The 18,372-nt window shown below is 66.1% G+C and carries 14 protein-coding genes; 9 read left to right on the forward strand and 5 right to left on the reverse strand.

Going from position 1 to position 18,372, the window contains the following annotated elements; all coding sequences use genetic code 11:
• Nucleotides 1-484: 484 nt before the first annotated feature.
• The 3 genes from AC5RTE_RS16205 (at nt 485) to AC5RTE_RS16215 (ending at nt 5,053) form a co-directional block, all read left to right on the forward strand.
• A complete protein-coding gene (locus tag AC5RTE_RS16205; RefSeq protein WP_104045996.1) occupies nt 485-772 on the forward strand; it encodes an HU family DNA-binding protein in 288 nt (95 codons plus the stop codon).
• A 118-nt stretch (nt 773-890) separates the two neighbouring features.
• A complete protein-coding gene (locus AC5RTE_RS16210; RefSeq protein WP_494042404.1) occupies nt 891-3,047 on the forward strand; it encodes a bifunctional copper resistance protein CopD/cytochrome c oxidase assembly protein in 2,157 nt (718 codons plus the stop codon).
• The gene (locus tag AC5RTE_RS16215; RefSeq protein ID WP_494042405.1) at nt 3,044-5,053 is read left to right on the forward strand and encodes an NHL domain-containing thioredoxin family protein; all 2,010 of its coding nucleotides are present in this window, start codon (nt 3,044-3,046) and stop codon (nt 5,051-5,053) included. The genes AC5RTE_RS16210 and AC5RTE_RS16215 overlap by 4 nt, the downstream gene beginning before the upstream one ends.
• Nucleotides 5,054-5,162: 109 nt before the next feature.
• Here AC5RTE_RS16215 and AC5RTE_RS16220 read toward each other — a convergent pair whose 3' ends face one another.
• The 4 genes from AC5RTE_RS16220 to AC5RTE_RS16235 all read right to left on the reverse strand — a co-directional run bounded on the left by AC5RTE_RS16220 (nt 5,163) and on the right by AC5RTE_RS16235 (nt 10,583).
• Nucleotides 5,163-6,155 carry a hypothetical protein gene (locus AC5RTE_RS16220; protein ID WP_494042406.1) on the reverse strand — a complete coding sequence of 331 codons (993 nt, stop codon included), beginning with the start codon at nt 6,153-6,155 and terminating at the stop codon, nt 5,163-5,165.
• Between the two features lie 70 nt (nt 6,156-6,225).
• Nucleotides 6,226-7,947: a helicase HerA-like domain-containing protein gene (locus tag AC5RTE_RS16225; RefSeq protein WP_494042407.1), complete on the reverse strand. Its 1,722-nt coding sequence runs from the start codon at nt 7,945-7,947 to the stop codon at nt 6,226-6,228.
• A gap of 47 nt (nt 7,948-7,994) precedes the next feature.
• A complete protein-coding gene (locus AC5RTE_RS16230; RefSeq protein ID WP_494042477.1) occupies nt 7,995-8,465 on the reverse strand; it encodes a GNAT family N-acetyltransferase in 471 nt (156 codons plus the stop codon).
• A 135-nt stretch (nt 8,466-8,600) separates the two neighbouring features.
• Nucleotides 8,601-10,583, reverse strand: a complete 1,983-nt coding sequence (locus tag AC5RTE_RS16235) for an FAD/NAD(P)-binding protein (protein WP_494042408.1) — start codon at nt 10,581-10,583, stop codon at nt 8,601-8,603.
• A gap of 260 nt (nt 10,584-10,843) precedes the next feature.
• Here AC5RTE_RS16235 and AC5RTE_RS16240 point away from each other — a divergent pair, with 260 nt between their 5' ends.
• The 6 genes from AC5RTE_RS16240 to AC5RTE_RS16265 are packed head-to-tail and all read left to right on the forward strand — an operon-like array spanning nt 10,844 to nt 17,056.
• The gene (locus AC5RTE_RS16240) at nt 10,844-11,914 is read left to right on the forward strand and encodes an amino acid ABC transporter permease (protein ID WP_494042409.1); all 1,071 of its coding nucleotides are present in this window, start codon (nt 10,844-10,846) and stop codon (nt 11,912-11,914) included.
• Nucleotides 11,914-12,720, forward strand: coding sequence for an amino acid ABC transporter ATP-binding protein (locus AC5RTE_RS16245; RefSeq protein ID WP_494042410.1), 807 nt, complete (start codon nt 11,914-11,916; stop codon nt 12,718-12,720). Before AC5RTE_RS16240 ends, AC5RTE_RS16245 begins: the two co-directional genes overlap by 1 nt.
• An 11-nt stretch (nt 12,721-12,731) precedes the next feature.
• Entirely contained in the window at nt 12,732-13,766 is a 1,035-nt protein-coding gene (locus AC5RTE_RS16250; RefSeq protein WP_494042411.1) for a transporter substrate-binding domain-containing protein, read from the forward strand.
• Nucleotides 13,763-14,584 (forward strand): DUF1684 domain-containing protein, encoded by an 822-nt coding sequence (locus AC5RTE_RS16255; protein WP_494042412.1) that lies wholly within the window; start codon nt 13,763-13,765, stop codon nt 14,582-14,584. Before AC5RTE_RS16250 ends, AC5RTE_RS16255 begins: the two co-directional genes overlap by 4 nt.
• Entirely contained in the window at nt 14,581-15,672 is a 1,092-nt protein-coding gene (locus tag AC5RTE_RS16260; protein WP_494042413.1) for an LLM class flavin-dependent oxidoreductase, read from the forward strand. The genes AC5RTE_RS16255 and AC5RTE_RS16260 overlap by 4 nt, the downstream gene beginning before the upstream one ends.
• A gap of 10 nt (nt 15,673-15,682) precedes the next feature.
• Nucleotides 15,683-17,056, forward strand: a complete 1,374-nt coding sequence (locus tag AC5RTE_RS16265) for an NtaA/DmoA family FMN-dependent monooxygenase (protein WP_494042414.1) — start codon at nt 15,683-15,685, stop codon at nt 17,054-17,056.
• A gap of 204 nt (nt 17,057-17,260) precedes the next feature.
• On the opposite strand, the gene AC5RTE_RS16270 is transcribed toward AC5RTE_RS16265, so the two are convergent.
• Complete coding sequence (locus AC5RTE_RS16270; protein WP_494042415.1) at nt 17,261-18,352, reverse strand: LLM class flavin-dependent oxidoreductase; 1,092 nt, start codon at nt 18,350-18,352, stop codon at nt 17,261-17,263.
• Between the last annotated feature and the right edge of the window lie 20 nt (nt 18,353-18,372).

An 18,372-nucleotide genomic window follows, 5' to 3' on the forward strand; every position in this document is an offset into this window, starting at 1 on the left:
CGTCAGGGCCCCACTGCTTTAACCACCACACCACACCGGCCAGCACCGGCGAGCACGGCGCCGTACCTAAGGCCGGCGACAAGGTCCGCCCCGCCGCAACTAAGGAAGCGTCGCCCGGGACGCTGCAAGGAACTGCGAGAGGGTCGCCCGGAAGGCTGCAGGAACTGAGAGAGCGTCGCCCGGAAGGCTGCAGGAACTGCGAGAGCGTCGCCGGGAAGGCTGCAGAAAACACGCCGCGCTCCAGGCGGCCCGGCGGCACCTAGAGGCGGACACGAGGTGGGACCTCGGGAAGCCCCGCAGGGTCTGCGCTTGATGCCGGGAAAGCTTCAAAACCCTCAAGAATCTGGTGATTAACCTCAAAAAGTCGCGGAAACACGGGGAATTTGCGGACCAGGACGGCCCAAGCTGGTAAGTTTTCGAACAGTGGCTTGTACGCACGCCGCGTGCAGGCTCCAGAAAATCATGACCGTCCAGGAGGACATCAATGGCTAAGAACCGTAGTGAACTTGTTTCAGAGGTAGCAGGCAAGGCCGGCACCAGCCAGGCAGCCGTCAACTCCGTCCTCGACGCACTGTTCGAGGTTTTCGAGACTTCCGTTGCCGCCGGCGAGAAGATCACCATTCCGGGCTGGCTCGCCGTCGAGCGCACTGACCGCGCAGCACGCACGGGCCGCAACCCGCAGACCGGTGAGACCATCCAGATCGCCGCCGGCCACAGCGTCAAGCTGACCGCCGGCTCCAAGCTGAAGGCTGCGGTCTCCAACAAGAAGTAGAGCTTCTTCCTCCCGGGATCACACCGGGGTGGACCAGGGGCGGCAACCACCGGTTGCCGCCCCTTTTGGGCTTCTAAGCCGATTCGCGGCCCGGGCAAGGGTAGCGGACAATGGATAAGTGCCTTCTGCCGCAAAACCCCAAACCACAGCAACCCAGACAGCTCCCGATAGGGGAGCCTCTGGGCAAGCCGGCGGCGCCCTCGGCGTCTCAAAGGCGTGGCAGCTGGCAGGACTGGCGGCACTCTTCCTCGGACTTGTCGCGGCACTCGTCTTTTCCGGCGCGGCCGCTGCCCGTGAGGTCTCAGATCCAGGCGCCCTGGTCCGCTGGGGCCTGCCCGTCAGCAAGGCCGTCCACAACGCGGCGGTGGCTACGGCCATCGGCGGCCTCATCTTCGCCGTAGGCATCCTGCCCAGGAGCCTGGGGCTCCGCAGCCGGGAGCGTGCGGCAGACGCAGGAGACGCAGAGCATCCCGCCTTCACCCGCGCCCTTGCAGTTGCAGCCGTTGCCGGCGCCGTCTGGACCTTGTCCGCCATTGCCGTCCTGGTGCTTACCTATTCCGATGTAGCCGGCCAGGGCATTTCAGGCGACGCCGAATTCACCCAGGCGCTGGTCTACTTCATGACCGACATTGAGACGGGGCGGGCCTGGCTAGCCGTCACCATCATTGCCGCCGTGGTGACTACTGCCCTGTTCGGCGTCCGGTCCCTGGGCGGGCTGGCCCTGACCCTGATCCTGGCACTCATCGGTCTGGTGCCCACGGCCCTGATCGGGCACTCCTCGAGTTCCTCCGACCACGAAGGAGCCATCAACTCCCTTGGCCTTCACCTGGTGGGTGTCAGTACCTGGGTGGGCGGCATCATCATGCTGGCGCTCCTTTCCGGAATCCTGACCGGTCCCAAAGCAGGCGCTGCGGGCGACATTACCGAGGCGGCACTCAAAAGGTTCTCCTCGCTGGCCGGCTTCGCCTTCGTGCTGGTCTTCGCCTCCGGTGTCATCAATGCAAGTATCCGGATTACCAACTGGGGTGACCTCTTCGGTTCCTCTTACGGCCAGCTGATCCTGGCCAAGTCCGCCGCGACGCTGGTACTGGGTGGAGTGGGCCTTATGCACCGTCAGTGGGTGATTCCGCAGCTGAGCCGCAAGGGCTCCACCATGTCCTCGCGGAGGGTCCTCTGGCAGCTGGTCCTGGCTGAATTCCTGGTCATGGGGGCCACCTCCGGTGTGGCCGTGGCCCTGGGCCGATCTGCCCCTCCGCAGTCCACCACGTATGCACCCGACGCCTCACCCGCTTTCATCCTCACCGGCTACGAACTTCCGCCGGAGCTGACGCCTGTCCGCTGGCTCACCGAGTGGCGGCTGGACTGGCTGTGGATAGCAGTGGCGTTGTTCGGGCTGGTTTCCTACTTCATGGGCGTAGCCAGGATCAACGGCCGGGGCGACAAGTGGCAGTGGTTCCGTTCCGTGAACTGGGTGATTGGCCTGCTGGTGCTCACCTACATCACCTCGGGCCCGCCGTCGGTCTACGGCCGTGTCCTGTTCTCCGCGCACATGGTGGACCATATGGCACTCACCATGGTGGCCCCCATCTTCCTGGTCCTCGGCGCCCCCGTGACCCTCGCCCTGCGCGCCCTGCCTCCCCGCGGAGACGGTTCGCGCGGCCCCAGGGAATGGCTGCTGGTGTTCGTGCACTCCAAGTTCTCCCAGGTGGTCACGCACCCGCTTTTCGCGGCCGCCAACTTCGCCGGTTCAATCGTGCTGTTCTACTACTCCGACCTGTTCGGGTTCGCAATGCGTGAGCACGTGGGCCACGAACTGATGATCGTGCACTTCCTGCTCACCGGGTACATCTTCGTCCTGAGCATGATTGGCTCCGACCCGCTGCCGCGCCGGGCGCCGTACCCCATGCGGCTGCTGCTGCTCCTGGCCACCATGGGCTTCCACGCCTTCTTCGGCGTGGCCATTATGGGCGGAACCAACCTGCTGGCCGCCGACTATTTCGGCAACCTCGGCCGTGCCTGGGGGCAGTCGGCGCTGCTGGATCAGCAGACCGGCGGCGCCGTGGCTTGGGGCATCGGCGAAGTGCCCACCCTTCTGGTGGCCATCGGTGTGGCCATCATGTGGTCCCGGTCCGACCAGCGGGAGACCAAACGCGTGGACCGGGCGGCGGACAGGAATAACGACGCCGATCTCACCGCTTACAACGATATGTTTGCCAAATTGGCTGAACGCGACGCCAAGCTGGCTGAACGAAACAAGCTGGAAGGACGCTCATGAGCGAAACCGTACGCACCCACCTTCGGGTCCGGGCCTCCGAACTGGTGGGCCGTAACTGGTTGAACACCGGCGGCAAGTCGCTGGACCTCGAAGCCCTTCGCGGCAAAATCGTACTGCTGGACTTCTGGACCTTCTGCTGCATCAACTGCCTTCACGTCCTGGACGAGCTGCGGCCGCTGGAGGAACAGTACTCCGACGTCCTGGTCACGGTGGGTGTCCACTCGCCCAAATTCGAGCACGAGGCGGATCCCGTGGCGCTGGCCGCCGCCGTCGAACGTTACGAGATCCACCACCCCGTCCTGGACGATCCCGAGCTGGATACCTGGAAGGCCTACACGGCGCGGGCCTGGCCCACCCTGGTGGTCATCGACCCCGAGGGCTACATCGTTGCGCACCTCTCCGGTGAAGGCCACGCCGACGGACTCGCGGTCCTGATCCCCGAGCTCATTGCCGAACACGAGGCCAAGGGGACGCTGCACCGCGGCTCCGGCCCCTACGTGGCCCCTGAGCCCACCTCCGGCACGCTCCGCTTCCCCGGCAAGGCGCTCTTCCTGCCCGCCGGGCGCGGTTCGGCTGAGTCGCGGGAAACGTCCGACGGCGGTGCCGCGGCAGGCGCCGCAGTGCAGGGTTCCTGGCTGGTCACCGACACAGGCCATCACCGCCTGGTTGAACTGGGCACCGACTTCCACACCGTTCTGGGCACCTACGGCTCCGGCACCAAAGGCTTCGCTGACGGACCCGCCGCCGGCGACACTGCCACGGCCCAGTTCAACGAGCCCCAGGGCCTGGTCCTGTTGCCTGAAGACGTGGCCGCCAAGGCAGGTTACGACGTCGTAATTGCAGACTCCGTGAACCACAGGCTCCGCGGCCTTTCGCTCGAGGACGGGAAGGTGACCACCCTCGCCGGCAACGGCATCCAGCGCCTGCTCGAAACCGGCCCTGCCCGCGTGGACGAGGATGCCGCCGGATTCACCGGCCGGCTCAGCGAACACCCGCTGGAGGTCTCCCTGAGCTCGCCATGGGACCTGGTCTGGTCCAGCAAGCTTAACGCCGTGGTGATCGCCATGGCCGGAACGCACCAGATCTTCAGCTTCGACCCGCTGACCGGTGCCGTGGCCATCGCCGCCGGCAATGGCCTGGAAGGCCTGCTGGACGGCCCGGCCCACGAGGCCTGGTTCGCCCAGCCCTCCGGCCTGGCCGAGGACGCGGCCGGCAACATCTGGGTTGCCGACTCCGAGACGTCCGCCCTCCGCAAGCTCGTTATCGACGACGACGGCGCCATCACCGTGGAGTCCGCTGTCGGCAAGGGCCTGTTCGACTTCGGCTTCCGGGACGGTGCTGCCGTTGAAGCCCGGCTCCAGCATCCGCTCGGCGTCACGGTGCTGCCGGACGGTTCAGTGGCCATCGCCGATACCTATAACGGCGCCGTCCGCCGCTACGACCTCGCTGCGGGAACGGTCACCACGCTGGCGCGCGGACTGCTCGAGCCCTCGGACGTCATTGTGGACCACACGCAGTCGGCAGGTTCCGAGCCGCTGCTGGTGGTGGTGGAGGCAAACCAGCACCAGCTGGTGTACGTCCCCATCCCTAAGGAAGCCCAGCAGGTGGATGAGGGCGCGTCCCAGACCCATCGGCCCAAGAGCCCTGTTGCACCCGGCCCGCTGGAGCTGACGGTCCGTTTCACCGCCCCCACCGGGCAGAAGCTGGATGACCGCTGGGGCGATCCCACGCAACTGAAAATTTCTTCCACTCCGCCCGAGCTTCTGGTGTCCGGCGGAGGAACGTCCGTGGGGCTGCTCCGGACCCTTGAGCTGTCCGCAGACGTGCCCGAAGGCGTCCTGCACATCACCGCCCGTGCCGCGGCCTGTGACGGTCCGGAAACGGAGGACGGCGAGATCCCTGACCATGCAGCCTGCCACCTTTACCAGCAGGACTGGGGCATCCCTGTACTGCTGCAAAGCGACGGGGACACCGAGCTGGTGCTGGACCTGCGCGGCCTGGACTGACGCGCCGCCGTCGTAGAGAAAAAGATAGGCTGCCGCCAGTGACACACCCGTCACAGGCGGCAGCCTTATGACGTCCGGCACGTAGCGGCTGGCCGCTTCAGAGCCTGGCCTAGAAGCTGAGCAGCGGCGTGACCTTGATAGTGTCCCCGGCGACGTCCAGGCGGGTAGTGAAGCTGAAGTCCACTTCCTCATCCAGCGGGTACCAGGCGCCGGTAAACAGGTTCTGCTGGAGCGCCTCCACCTTGGCCTTGCCGTCAAGGGGCGCCACAACCCAGCGCCCGTCAAAGGGCTCGATGGCCACGTTGGGATATTCGGTCACGGTCCATTTGATGCTGCCGTCCTGGACCCGGTTGTTGCTGGCGTAGTAGAAGGGGCAGTCAGGCTGGAGCTTCTGCTCCTGGACGGCCTGGGCCGCGCAGCCGTCCAGGAATTCCCGAACCTTGGCCGCCACGTCCGTCTTCAGGCCGTCAGTGGCCTGCGTCAGCAGGTTCAGTGGCGCCACCGGGACGTCGCGGGCGGTGACCGTGGCACGGGTTGGGGGCGCAGAAAAGTATTCGCCGTTCACCGTGGCCTCGTATTCGCCGGGGTAGAAAACGGCGAAGGAGTTCCGGCCGTTGGGCATGTTGACGTCCACGCCGTTCACGGTGGCCTCGCTTGAGTTGACCACCGTGACATCAACGGTGGGCAGCCGGGACGGAACAAAGGCCCAGTTGTTGAAGAAGATCCAGTCGGTTCCAGTCTTCTGCAGCGCGAACTCCGTGCGCAGCCGGCTGCCGTCGATGGTGTATTCCATCGGCACCATCACCTGGCCGCCCGGGCGCTCCTCGGCGTCTCCGATGTTGACGTTCGTAAAGCGGGACGTGGCGGTCTGCAGGGCAGTGCCGTCGAGCATGGCAGCGTTGCTGGGCGGCACTGTTGCCCGGAGGAGTCCCAGCGCCTTGCCGCCGTCGCCGCTCTGCACCGCGTCCAGATACTCCCGGACCGGCTGCTGGGGGCTGGCCACGGTGTTGTTCACGAGGTTGACGGCAACGATGGCGGCGGCCACAGCAAGCATGAGGCCCAGCAGCCATCCGGCTGCTATCCTCACCAACGCTTGACTCATCTGCACGTTCCATACGTTACCTGCCCTGCGCCCGACGGCGGCAGTTGAGTCAGCGCACTGCGGCGCCTGGTCAGCGGCGGCGCCGGGACGACGTGCCGAACACGCCGCGGAGCAGTTCGCGGCCCAGCTGGGTTCCCATGGACCGGGCCATGCTCTTCAGCCCGCCGCCCAGGGCCCCGCCGAGGATGCCCCCGAGGTCACCCATCCCTCCATCCTCCGGCTCCTGGCGGGTGGTCCGCGGTGCTTCAATGCGGGTGCGCCTTTGCCCGGTGCGAGCGGGCCTGCTGCTTGGCCGGCCCAGAATTTCCTCTTCAATCCGCCGTGCCTCGGCGTCGACGTCGTAACCGCCGGGGGTTTCGCTGCCCGGGCCGCCATTACGCTCACCGCCACCGCCGGGAACAGGCGGTTGGCCCTCGGCGGCGGGGCCGGTGGCAGCGGTAGCTTTGCCCGACAGCTTCTCGTAGGCGGAGGGGTTGTCCACCGCTGTTCCATACTTGCCCAGCAGCGCTGATCCGGCCACGGTGCTGCGGACCAGGGCCTCCTCGCTTGGCCCCATCACGGATTCCGGGGCGCGCAGCCGGGTAAGGGCCACGGGCGTGGGTGCGCCGTTCTCGTTCATCACGGTGACCACCGCCTCACCGATTCCGGCCGACGTGAGCGTCTCTTCGAGGTTGTAGTCGCTCATGGGGAACGTGGATACAGTCGCTTTAAGCGCCTTCGCATCCTCCGGAGTGAACGCGCGGAGGGCATGCTGCACCCGGTTGGCGAGCTGGCCGAGGACTTCGGCCGGCACGTCTTTGGGGGTCTGGGTGACGAAGAAAATCCCGACGCCCTTGGAACGGATGAGCCGCACAGTGGTGGTGATGGCCTCAAGAAATGCCTTGGAAGCGTCGTTGAAGAGCAGATGCGCCTCGTCAAGGAAGAACACCAGTTTGGGTTTGTCCAGGTCGCCGGCCTCGGGCAGGTCCTCGAACAGGTCGGCCAGCAGCCACATCAGGAAGGTGGAAAACAGCATGGGCTTGGTCTGCAGGGCGGGCAGTTCCAGGCATGTCACCACTCCACGACCGTCCCGGGCAGTCCGCAGCAGCTCAGCGGTATCGAACTCCGGTTCACCGAAGAACCTCTCCAGCCCCTGGGCCTCGAGGCTCACCAGCTCGCGGAGGATCACGCCCGCGGTCGCCTTGGACAACCCGCCCAGCTCCGCGAGCTGGTCCTTGCCCTCGGCGGAAGTCAGGAATTGGATGACCGCGCGGAGATCCTTCAGGTCAATGAGCTCCAGGCCGTTTTTATCGGCAAAATAGAACACGAGCTGCAGGCTGGATTCCTGCGTGTCGTTCAGCTCCATGATCCGCGAGAGCAGGATGGGGCCAAACGACGTGACAGTGGCCCTGACCGGGACGCCGTTGCCTTCCCCGCCCAATGCCAGGAACTCGACGGGGAACGTCCTGCCCTGCCACGCCTGGCCGATGCCTTCGGTCCGGGCAAGGAGTTTTTCGCTTCCGGCGGCTGCAGTGGCCAGGCCGGAGAGATCGCCCTTGATATCAGCCAGGAAGACCGGAACACCGGCGGCGGAGAGCTGTTCGGCCATCATGTGCAGCGTGACGGTTTTGCCGGTGCCGGTGGCTCCTGCCACCAGGCCGTGCCGGTTCATCATTGCCAGCGGCAGGCGTACCTGCGCCTCCTTGTGGACTTCACCGTCCACGATCGCTGCCCCCAGTTCGATGGCGGGCCCGTCCAGCGTGTACCCCTTCTGAATGGTGGCAAGCTTCTCTGCTGTGGTTTTGTTGGCCATGCCGCTAGCTTAGCGGCGGCCACGCCCGGCACGTGGGGTGCGAAACGTCAGTTCGGCGGAAGCTTTGACAGCTCTTTGGTGAACGCCAGGAACTTCAGCGTCTCCGGGTCGGCGTCCAGGTCGAACTGGGGCTGGTAGCCGGTGGTGAGGTACAGGTGCTTTGCCTCCGGCTGGCGGGGACCGGTAGTGAGGTAGAGCCTGGTGTACCCGCGGCGGACGGCCAGGGTTTCCAGCTCGGCCATCACCAGTTTTGCCAGTCCGCGGCGGCGGTGGCCCGAGTGGGTCCAGATCCGTTTGAGCTCGGCGGTGTTGGCGTCGTAGCGGCGGAAGGCGCCGCCCGCGATGGATTCGCCGTTTTCCTGGACCACCAGGAGCGCACCGCCCGGTCCCTCGAATTCATCAGCCGGGTAGCGGTTCAGTTCCTCCGCCGCCGCGCTCCTGCCGAAAAGGTCCCCATAGCGGGTGTCGTATTCGACGGCGAGTTCGTCCAGCAGTGGCCGGACGCGCGGATCGTGCATGGGGAGATTGAGGACTGTCAGCACGGCCGCGTCCAGTGGCCGGCGGACAGCACCAAGGGGCTGGCGGTCAGCATCGGCTGGCTGGGAGGCAGCACCAAGGGGCTGGCGGACGAGGCCGGTTTCTGCGGTCACGGTTCAGTTCTTTCCGACGGCGGCTGGTTCTGTGGAGATCACGGCGGAGGTCCGTGCGGCGGTGCCACGGACGGCAGTGAGAATGTTCCGGGCCAAAGCATCATTTTCGCGGAACGGCGCGGCGTTGGTGCCGGGACGGGCAAAGGCACCCGCGCCCCACCCGGAGGTGCCGGGGCCCACACCGAAAAGCGTAGGCTGCGGCGTCCCCTCAGCGCTCACCAGTTCGTGCCGGCTGGAGATGAGCAGCTTGCCTGTGGAGTGGATCCCGTCGGCGGTCAGCAGCTGCTGTTCCGCGCCGAGGCCTGTCCGGTGCAAGGAACCGAGTACCGGGTTGAGTGAGCGGGCCACGGTGGGGGAGGGGAGGCGGGCTTCGATTAATGCCTTCGCCGCCACGAAGGTCCCGGACCGTGGAGAGCCGGCATGGAACAGGCCAGTGGATTCCTCCGCTTCCACTTGGAGGTCCGGGCCGAGGAACCGCAGGAGCCCGGCGCGGTGCAGTGCCAGCATCTGGCGGAGGCGGTTGGGCGGCGGTCCGGAATCCACGAAGCTGAAGAACCCGTGCCACCAGCCGTGGACCACCTGCTGGGAGCGGGCGTTGAGCCGTTCCGGCGGAACCACCCGCCCCACTTCCATGTACACGTGCAGCAATGCCAGGAAAAGGGCGAGGGTTTCCGGGTGGTCGGGGCTGTCCCGGAGGGCGAGATCATGCTCGATGTACTCCACCACCGCGTCCTGCACGTCCTGGTGCCCGGCGAAGCGGCGGCCGGTGAAGGGCCGGTCCAGCCGCTCGAGGTCGAGGTGGAGGGCGGAGTCAGGTATGGCTGCAGCCACAAGTTCTTCACGGGCGGGGCTGTACCAGTCCAGGTCCGAGTAGCGGGCCGCGAACTCTTCCCAGGCCATGGTGGCCAGGCCGGGGTTGCCGGTCAGCAGTTCCCGGTAGTAGCCGTAGCCGGCCTCCTTGGCGATCAGGGGCCACAGGTCCCGGCGGAAATCGAGCTCCCCTCGCCGTTCCAGCAGGGCAGCCACCGCCGCAGCGGTCAGGAAGAGCAGCGGCCCGGGCGGGTCCCCCCGGAGCGTTGCGGAAATTTTGGAGTGGTACGGCACTCCCCGCCGCGAACCTGCCCACAGCTTCGGTTCCCTGCCCGACGCACGGTACTGCAGACCGCCGTCGGGAGTTTCAACGAACCGTCCACCGCGGCCCTCCATCAGAAGGACCAGGAGGTCGACGAAGGCAAGGCCCATGCCGGAAACGATGACGTCCTGCCCCGGAGCGATGGGGGAATAGTCGACGTCGGTGGTGTAACTGGGTGCCGCATGAAAGCCGCCGTGCCGCCGGGCGAAGTCGGCCCAGGCCTCGGAGGCGGCATCGGGACGGGAATCGGTGTGGCCCAGCGCGGTGACCACTATGTCGGCCTGCAGCGTCCGGCCATTCGCCAGTTCGACGAGGTGCTTGCCCGTGGCCACGGTGCCGGGGGCGGGATCGGCGGGGGAAGCTTTGTAGCCTATTCGCCTGACCGCTACAGCCGTGGTCCGGTGGACTGTGACGTCCCGGCCGAGGGACCTGGCTGCGCGGCGGAAGAACCACTCCAGGTACTGGCTTTGCAGCTGGCGGGTGGGGAACGAGGCGCCGGTGAGGGACCGGAGCTGCTCCCGCAGGGTCTGCGGAAAGTCCGGAACATCGGTGATGGACCCGTCCACCACGCCCGCCGCCCATTCGGCCAGGCTTGGTCCTGGGCCGGCCGGCCCTTCGCAGGCTACGGACGCGTCCGTGAACATGGTGATATCCGCCGCGGTGGAATTCAGCAGGAGGCCCGGATGCTGGTCGTAGCGCCAGATACGGCCGGAACCGGGCACATGCGGCTCCACGACGTGTATCTCCATCGCGTCACTGAAGAGCTCCGGACGGTTTGCGGCCAACCGTTCAAGGACGCCGGCCGTGCGGGGTCCGCCGCCCACGAAGACGACGGCCGGGATGTGCGCTGGCATGGGTGCTCCTGTGGCGGCAGTAGGGGTGGCTGGAGTGCCATGCTAGGCAGCGTTTCCGACGGCGGTCGAGCAGCCGGTCACGCCCGTTAACTGCGCGTCACATCCCGTCAAAAGAGGCAAAAAACCGACGCATGACGCTGTGCGAACTCCGGTGAAGTTATGCAACCTGCCGCCTTGCTGCCTGCTTCGGGCCAGACCTAGATTTGCAGCCAGCAACCGGGGCAACCAGCTCCGGCCCAACCATGGAAGCGGGGTGGCGCATGAGTTCAGCAGCAACGAAGGTGGCGCAGTCAGCACAGCCGGCAGAGTCAGCACAGCAGGCTGCCGGGCCGGCGCCGGATGCCATTGCTGCAGCGCCGGCTGCTTCCGGGGCGGGCGGGGTCCCGCCGGAAGCCGGGGCGCCCCGGGTGGCCACCGACTATTCGGCGTACCGGGTGGTGGCCGCCAAGCATCCGTGGCGCTGGGTGGGCACCGCCGTGGTGGCCCTGGGTGTCCTCGCGGTGGCCTGGTCCCTTGCCACCAACCCCCGCTGGGAGTGGGGTGTAGTAGCGCAGTGGTTCACCGCCCAGTCCGTCATCAGCGGGCTGATCGAGACACTGAAGCTGACCGCGATCTCCGGCGTCCTCGGCTTCGTGCTGGGCTTCATCCTGGCGCTGATGCGGCTGTCCGCCTCGCCGCTGCTGGTCTCCGTGTCCTGGACGTTCTCATGGATCTTCCGGTCCACCCCGCTTCTGGTCCAGATGCTGCTCTGGTACAACCTGGGCTACCTGTACGAAAAGATCAGCCTGGGCATCCCCTTCACCGACGTCCGGTTCTTTGAGGTGCAGACCACCACGCTGATCAGCCAGTTCGCGGCAGCAGTGCTGGGTTTGACCCTGAACCAGGCAGCGTACTCCGCCGAAATCATCCGCGGCGGCATCCTCTCCGTGGACCAGGGCCAGCTGGAAGCCGCTGCCGCCCTGGGCATCCCGGCCTGGCGAAGGTCCACGCGCATTGTCCTGCCCCAGGCCATGCGGGCTATCCTGCCTACCGCATTCAACGAGATCATCGGCCTGGTCAAGGGCACCTCCATCGTGTACGTCCTGGCCTACTCCGAGCTGTTCTACACCGTGCAGGTTATTTACAACCGCACCCAGCAGGTCCTCCCGCTGCTGTTGGTGGCAACCCTCTGGTACGTGGTGATCACGTCCGTGCTCAGCGTTTTCCAGTACTACATCGAACGGCACTACTCCAAGGGCGCTGTGCGCAACCTGCCGCTGACGCCCCTGCAGAAGGCCCGCAAATTCTTCGCCACCCACGCCGTGGCGAACAACCGGGCAAGGAGCCTTTGATGACCACCGCTGCAACCGCCGACGCCACCCGAGGCCTGGTGGAAATCACCCAAGTCCGTAAATCCTTTGGTGCCACCGAGGTCCTCAAGGGCGTCAGCCTCACCGTTGAGCCCGGCGGTGTCGCCGTGATCGTGGGTCCTTCCGGATCGGGCAAGTCCACACTGTTGCGCACCATCAACCACCTGGAAAAGGTGGACGGCGGCTTCATCTCCATCGACGGCAGGCTGGTGGGCTACGAAATCCGAGGGCAGCGGCTGCTTGAGCTGCGCGAGAAGGAGATCCTGAAACAGCGCACCGAAATTGGCATGGTGTTCCAAAACTTCAACCTGTTCCCGCACCTCACCGCACTCGAAAACGTGGCCGAAGCACCCGTCGTGGCGCAAGGACGTACAAAGGAAGAGGCGCAGCGGCGCGGTCTGGAACTGCTGGACCGGGTGGGGCTCAAGGACCGCGCCGGCGCCTACCCCCGCCAGCTCTCCGGCGGCCAGCAGCAGCGGGTGGCCATCGCCCGGGCCCTTGCCCTGGACCCCAAAATCCTGCTGTTTGACGAACCCACCTCCGCTCTGGACCCGGAGCTGGTCAACGAAGTGCTGGATGTCATCCGTGAACTCGCGAAATCCGGCACCACCCTGATCATCGTCACGCACGAAATGGGCTTTGCCCGCGACGTAGCGGACACCGTGGTGTTCATGGACGAGGGGCAGATCGTGGAACAGGGCAGCCCGGAACAAATTTTCACCAACCCGCAGGAACCGCGCACCCGCAGCTTCTTCTCCAAAGTGCTCGAACCGGCTTTCAACATCTAAAGGACTTCCCCATGTCACTTGCCACACACCCTTCCCGCCGCTTCGGCCGTGCCGGCACCCTGGCCGCACTGCCCGCCGTCGTACTTCTTGGAACTGCTGCGCTCGCCGGGTGCGCTGATCCCGGCGCATCAGCCGCAGGTTCCGCCGGCGGCGAGGCCGAAACGACGACGGCCCGCAACGGCGTGGTCTACAACACCGCTCCTGACCAACAGCGCATCCGCGCAGAGAAGGACGCGGCGCTCGCCGCCAAAGTTCCCGAACTGATCGGCAAGGACGGCAAGCTGACCATCGCCACCACTGCCGGGTCCATCCCGCTGTCCTTCCATGCAACGGATGACAAGACTCCGATCGGTTCCGAGCTGGACATCGCGCAGCTCGTGGCGGACAAGCTGGGCCTGGAACTCGATGTCCAGGTCACGTCCTGGGAAAACTGGCCGCTGAAGACGCAGTCCGGCGACTTCGAGGCCGTGTTCTCCAATGTGGGCGTCAACAAGGACCGGGTGAAGCTGTTCGATTTCGCCTCCTACCGTGCCGCCTTCATGGGCTTTGAAGCGAAAAAGTCAGCCACCTATGACATCAAGGGGGCGGACGACATCTCCGGACTGAAGGTATCGGTGGGGTCCGGAACGAACCAGGAGAAGATCCTGCTTGCCTGGAACAAGGAGCTTGAAGGCAATGGCAAGCCTCCGGCCACCTTGCAGTACTACTCCTCGGACGCCGACACCATCCTGGCGCTGTCCTCCGGACGCACCGATCTGAACATCGCGCCCTACCCGTCCACCGTGTACCGGGAAAACACCCGGGATGACCTGAAGGTGGTGGGCAAAGTCAACGCCGGCTGGCCGTCCGAAACCCTCGTGGCTGCCACCACGCTCAGGGGCAACGGCCTGGCGCCGGTGGTCACCGAGGCCCTGAACTCCGCGATCGAGGATGGGTCCTATGGCAAAGTGCTCGAGCGCTGGGGCCTTTCCGAAGAAGCGCTCCCCGAGTCCAAAACCATCAACGAAGAAAACTTTTCGGCCAGCCAGACAGGACAAGGCAAATGACCACTTCCGCCGGCACCCTTGAGTCCTTCACCACTGACTGGGCGGAGTGGCACGCCGCCCATGAACGCCACCGCGCCCACCCCCATGGCTTCCTCGCCGTCACCCACCTGCACTGGCTGGGCTCCGAGCCTGCCGACCTGGACGGTGTACCCGGAACCTGGAGCGCCGCCAACGACGTTGTTACGGTGGTCCTGGAGCCCGGCCAGCTCCTGGAACTGGAACGGCAACCCCTGCCGGCAGGGGAAACGGTCATTGGCCCCATCGCCGAGCGCGGCGGCCTGAACCTCACGTCCGGGGACTCTGTCATCGAGCTGGCCAAGCGCGGCGGTGAGTACATTGTGCGCCCCAGGAACCCGGAGAACGCTTTGCTGCGCGGGTACCAGGGCACACCCGTGTACACGCCCAACCCGGACTTCGCGGTCCCCGGGACGTTCGTTCCCTTCGAGGCTCCCCGCCCCACCACGGTGGGTGCCGCCGTCGAAGGCATCCAGCACGTTTACGAGGCGCCCGGCGAGATCCGCTTCAAGCTGGCAGGCCAGGAGCTGACACTGACGGCCTTCAACGGACACACGCCCGGTTCGCTCCTGGTGCTGTTCACTGACCAGACCTCCGGCAGGACCACCTATGCCGCCAACCGTTCACTGTCGGTGGTCCCTGCGGCAGATGGGTCAGTAGAGCTGGACTTCAACCGGGCTGTCAACCTGCCCTGCGCCTACACCGACCTCGCTACCTGCCCACTCCCGCCTGCCGAAAACCGGCTGCCGGTGGCCATCGAAGCCGGCGAAAAGACCCCCTACGAACGTCAGGACCAGCAGTGAGCACAACAGAAGGAAACGCCACCCACGTGGGACGCGCCGGGTTCCTGGCGATCGAGCTGGACAGCGCCGGCTGGAACGGCGGGGATATCGCGAGCCTCGCCGAGGCGGTGCTGGCCGCAGAATCGGCAGGCTTCCACGTGGCCACGTTCGCCGACGAACCGGCGCCGGGCCGCACCAACGCCCTGCAACGCGCCGCCTACGCCGGGCCCGTCACCCGGACCATCGCCCTGGTTCCCGAGGTGGACACCGTCTACACCGAGCCGTTCCACGTCTCCACCCAGCTCGCCACCCTTGACTACGTCTCCGGCGGACGTGCCGGGTGGATCGCCACCGCTGCCGAATCACCGGAAGCGGCCGCCGCCGTTGGACGCAGCAACGTCAGCGGTGCCGCCCTTGCCCAGGAAGCCGCCGCGTCAATTGAGGTGTCCCGCCGTTTGTGGGACTCCTGGGAAGACGACGCCGTCATCCGCGATGTTGAGACCGGCCGCTACATCGACGTGGACAAACTCCACTACGCAGATTATGAAACGCCGGCGGAGTTTGCCGGCCGTGCCTACTCGGTCAAGGGCCCGTCCATCATTCCCAGGCCGCTCCAGGGCCAGCTGCCGGTGCTCGCTGCGGCGTCGCTCGTAGGCGGGGGGCAGGTCTCGGCGGACTCCGTTGACGCCGTGCTGGTCACAGCGCCGACACCCGAACTGCTCACCGCAGAAATCCGGGACCTCCGAAGCCGGCTGGGAGCATCGGTGGCAGTGATTGCCGGGCTCGACGTCGTCCTCGAGTCCCGGGGGCAGGCAGCTGCCGGGCGCGCGCCGGTCAGTAACAGCGGCCGCGCACGCTTCGCCGGCACTGCCGCCGGCCTGACGGACCTTCTTGAGCAGCTTCTTAAGGAGGCCGACGGCGTCCGCCTCCACCCGGCGTCGCTCGCCATCGAACTGGACGAGCTTTCACGGCTGGTTCTGCCGGAACTAAGGCGCCGCGGGGCGCTGCGGCCCCCGGTTCAGGACGGCACCTTCCGCGACCTGCTGGGATTAGCGCGCCCGGACAGCCGTTTTGCAAAATCGTCCGCGGCCGCTGCCGCCGGGAACTAAGGGGAAGACCATGACACAGCACAGCAGTGCTAAATCCAAAACATTTACGCCGTCCGGCAGGATCCAGTTCGGCGTCTTCTTCCAGGGCGTCAATTCCGGCACCGTCTGGAAGGCGCCGGAATCCGGCTCGCAGACCGACTTCGAATCGTTCCGCCGGATTGCGCAAACAGCCGAGCGCGGACTGTTTGCTGCGTTCTTCCTGGGGGAGGGGCTCCGCCTGCGCGAACACCTGGGCCGGCCGCACGCCCTGGATGTTGTGGGCCGGCCGGATGCCCAGACCATGCTTGCCGCCCTGGCATCGGTCACCAGGAACATCGGCCTGGTGGCCACCCAGAACACCACGTACAACGATCCAGCGGACCTGGCGCACCGGCTCTCATCCCTGGACCTGATCTCCGGTGGCCGGGCCGCCTGGAACATCGTGACCACGGACAACGCCTGGACCGGTGCCAACTTCCGGCGCGGGGGCTACCTAAACCATTCCGACCGGTACAAACACGCGGAAGCATTCGTGGAGACGGCCAAACGGATCTGGGATTCGTGGGAAACCGCACAGGGGCCCGCCCGCCGGGTCCTTCACGAAGGCCCGCACTACACCGTGGATGTGACACCCCGGCTGCCGCGAAGCGCACAGTACCGGCCCGTGCTGTTCCAGGCCGGTGATTCGCCGGAAGGCCGCGATTTCGCTGCCCGCCAGGCGGACGTCATCTTTTCGGCCCATCCGAAGTTCGAAGCCGCGGTCGAGTTCCGCAAGGACCTCGTGGCGCGTTCACTGAAGGCGGGCCGCGGTGCCAACGCCGTGCAGATTATGCCGGCCAGTGAATTCATCCTGGCACCCACGGCTGAAGAGGCTTTGGAGAAGAAGGAATGGGTGCGCAGCCTGCAGATCGGCCCTCAGCAGGCAGTGGCCTACCTGGAACAGTTCTGGGGCCGCGAGCTGTCCGAATATGATCCTGACGGGCCGCTTCCGGAGATCGATCCGGTGGTGGAGGAAACCTCCGAAACCCGCGGCAGCGGTTTCCACGGTGCCAAGGCCCGCCAGCTGGCGGACCAGTGGCGGGCAGAGGCTAAGGACAAGGGCCTCTCCATCCGGCAGTTCGTCACGTCCAGGACGGCGCGGGTCGACGCCACCTTCACGGGTTCGTACTCCGCGGTGGCGGACCAGTTGGCCGAGTACGCGCGGGTGGGCGCGGTGGACGGCTTCAACATTTCGCCGTGGCTGATTCCCACCGGCCTCGACGACGTCGTGAACCACCTGGTGCCGGAACTGCAGGCACGCGGCGTCTACCCCACGGAGTACAAAGGCAGCACCCTGCGGGAGAACCTGGGGCTCGAGGCCCCGGTCCGTTCGGCCACTCAAAATGCTGCCGCGGTGGGCGTCTGATGCACCCGGCTGGTTTTATGGGAAGGGCCGGCGAAGACGCTGGGGAGAGCGCCGTCGTCGACCCTTCGCCGGGGAGTATCAGGTTGCAGCTGACGGTTTGGGAACAGCGGCTCTAGGATACTTAGGCCTCCGCCGCATGAGTTCAGGCGGAGCCTCCTGGCGGGGCGAAGGCGACCCCTGCTCCGCGCGGCACAGCCTTCAGGCTCACATCGGAAATACCGTGGTCCCGCCGGCCCCGGCCTCCAACTGGTCTTGCCCGCCGTCGGCAGGAGTCCATCCCAGGGCGGGACCCAATTTGCCGGCGATGTCGGTGAGGATCTGGACGTAATCTTCCTGGTCAAAGCTAAAGGGCAGTGCGAATGCCACCTCGTCGACTTCCTGGAACCCGGCGTGCGCGTACAGTTGCTCGGCAATTTCTTCGCTGGTGCCGATGAGGTCCGGTGCAAACAGCATGCCTTTTGGCCCCTGCGGTGTCCGGGTGCGGGGAGTGCGTTCATCGACGTACCTCTGGTACTTTGCCCGCTGGCCGGCTGATGCCGAATCGGTGGGGATCACCACCAGGCCCTGCGACACACGGGCCGGTCCATGGGCTTGCGCAGACGCTGCGGCCTCCCGGTAGGCACGGATCTGCAATTGCTGAATGTTGGCAAAGTCCGGTTCCTGGTCCGGTTCGGGGAAGATCACGCTGCTGGAGAGCAGGTTAAAGCCGTTTGCCCCCGCCCAGACGGCCGACTTCCTGCTGCCCGCCCCATACCAAAGCCGGTCCCGGAGTCCGGGAGAGTGGGGCTCGACGCGGTTGGAAAATTCCTCCACCACGCCCTGCCGGCCGGAAAAATCCCGCACGGGCTGCCCTGCCACCAAGCGTGCAAGCCGCTCCACGCGCGAGTAGCTGAAGTCCTCCAGCTCCGAGGAATGCGGGTACAACTCGTGCTTCACGGTGGCGTAGTGCATCGGTTCACCTACACTCAGCCCCGGATTGATTCGTCCCCCGGAAAGCAGATCCACGGTGGCCAGATCCTCGGCAAGCCGCAATGGGTTTTCCCAGCCCAGCGGCGTAACAGCGGTTCCAAGCTCAATGCGGGAAGTGCGCTGGCTGGCGGCTGCCATCACCGCAATCGGGGAGGAAATTCCGAACTGCAGGTGGCGGTGGCGCAGCCAGGCGCTGTCGAATCCAAGCCGCTCACCCAGTTCGATAATCTCCAGCGTGGACTGGTGGCCGGGTGCGGGATCAGCCGGATCGAACAGGCCAATCGTGAGGAATCCAAGCTTGCGCAGGGGACGTGTGGGCTGGGGCATGGGACTCCTTCAGCGTTGGG

Source organism: Arthrobacter sp. K41 (assembly GCF_059089645.1).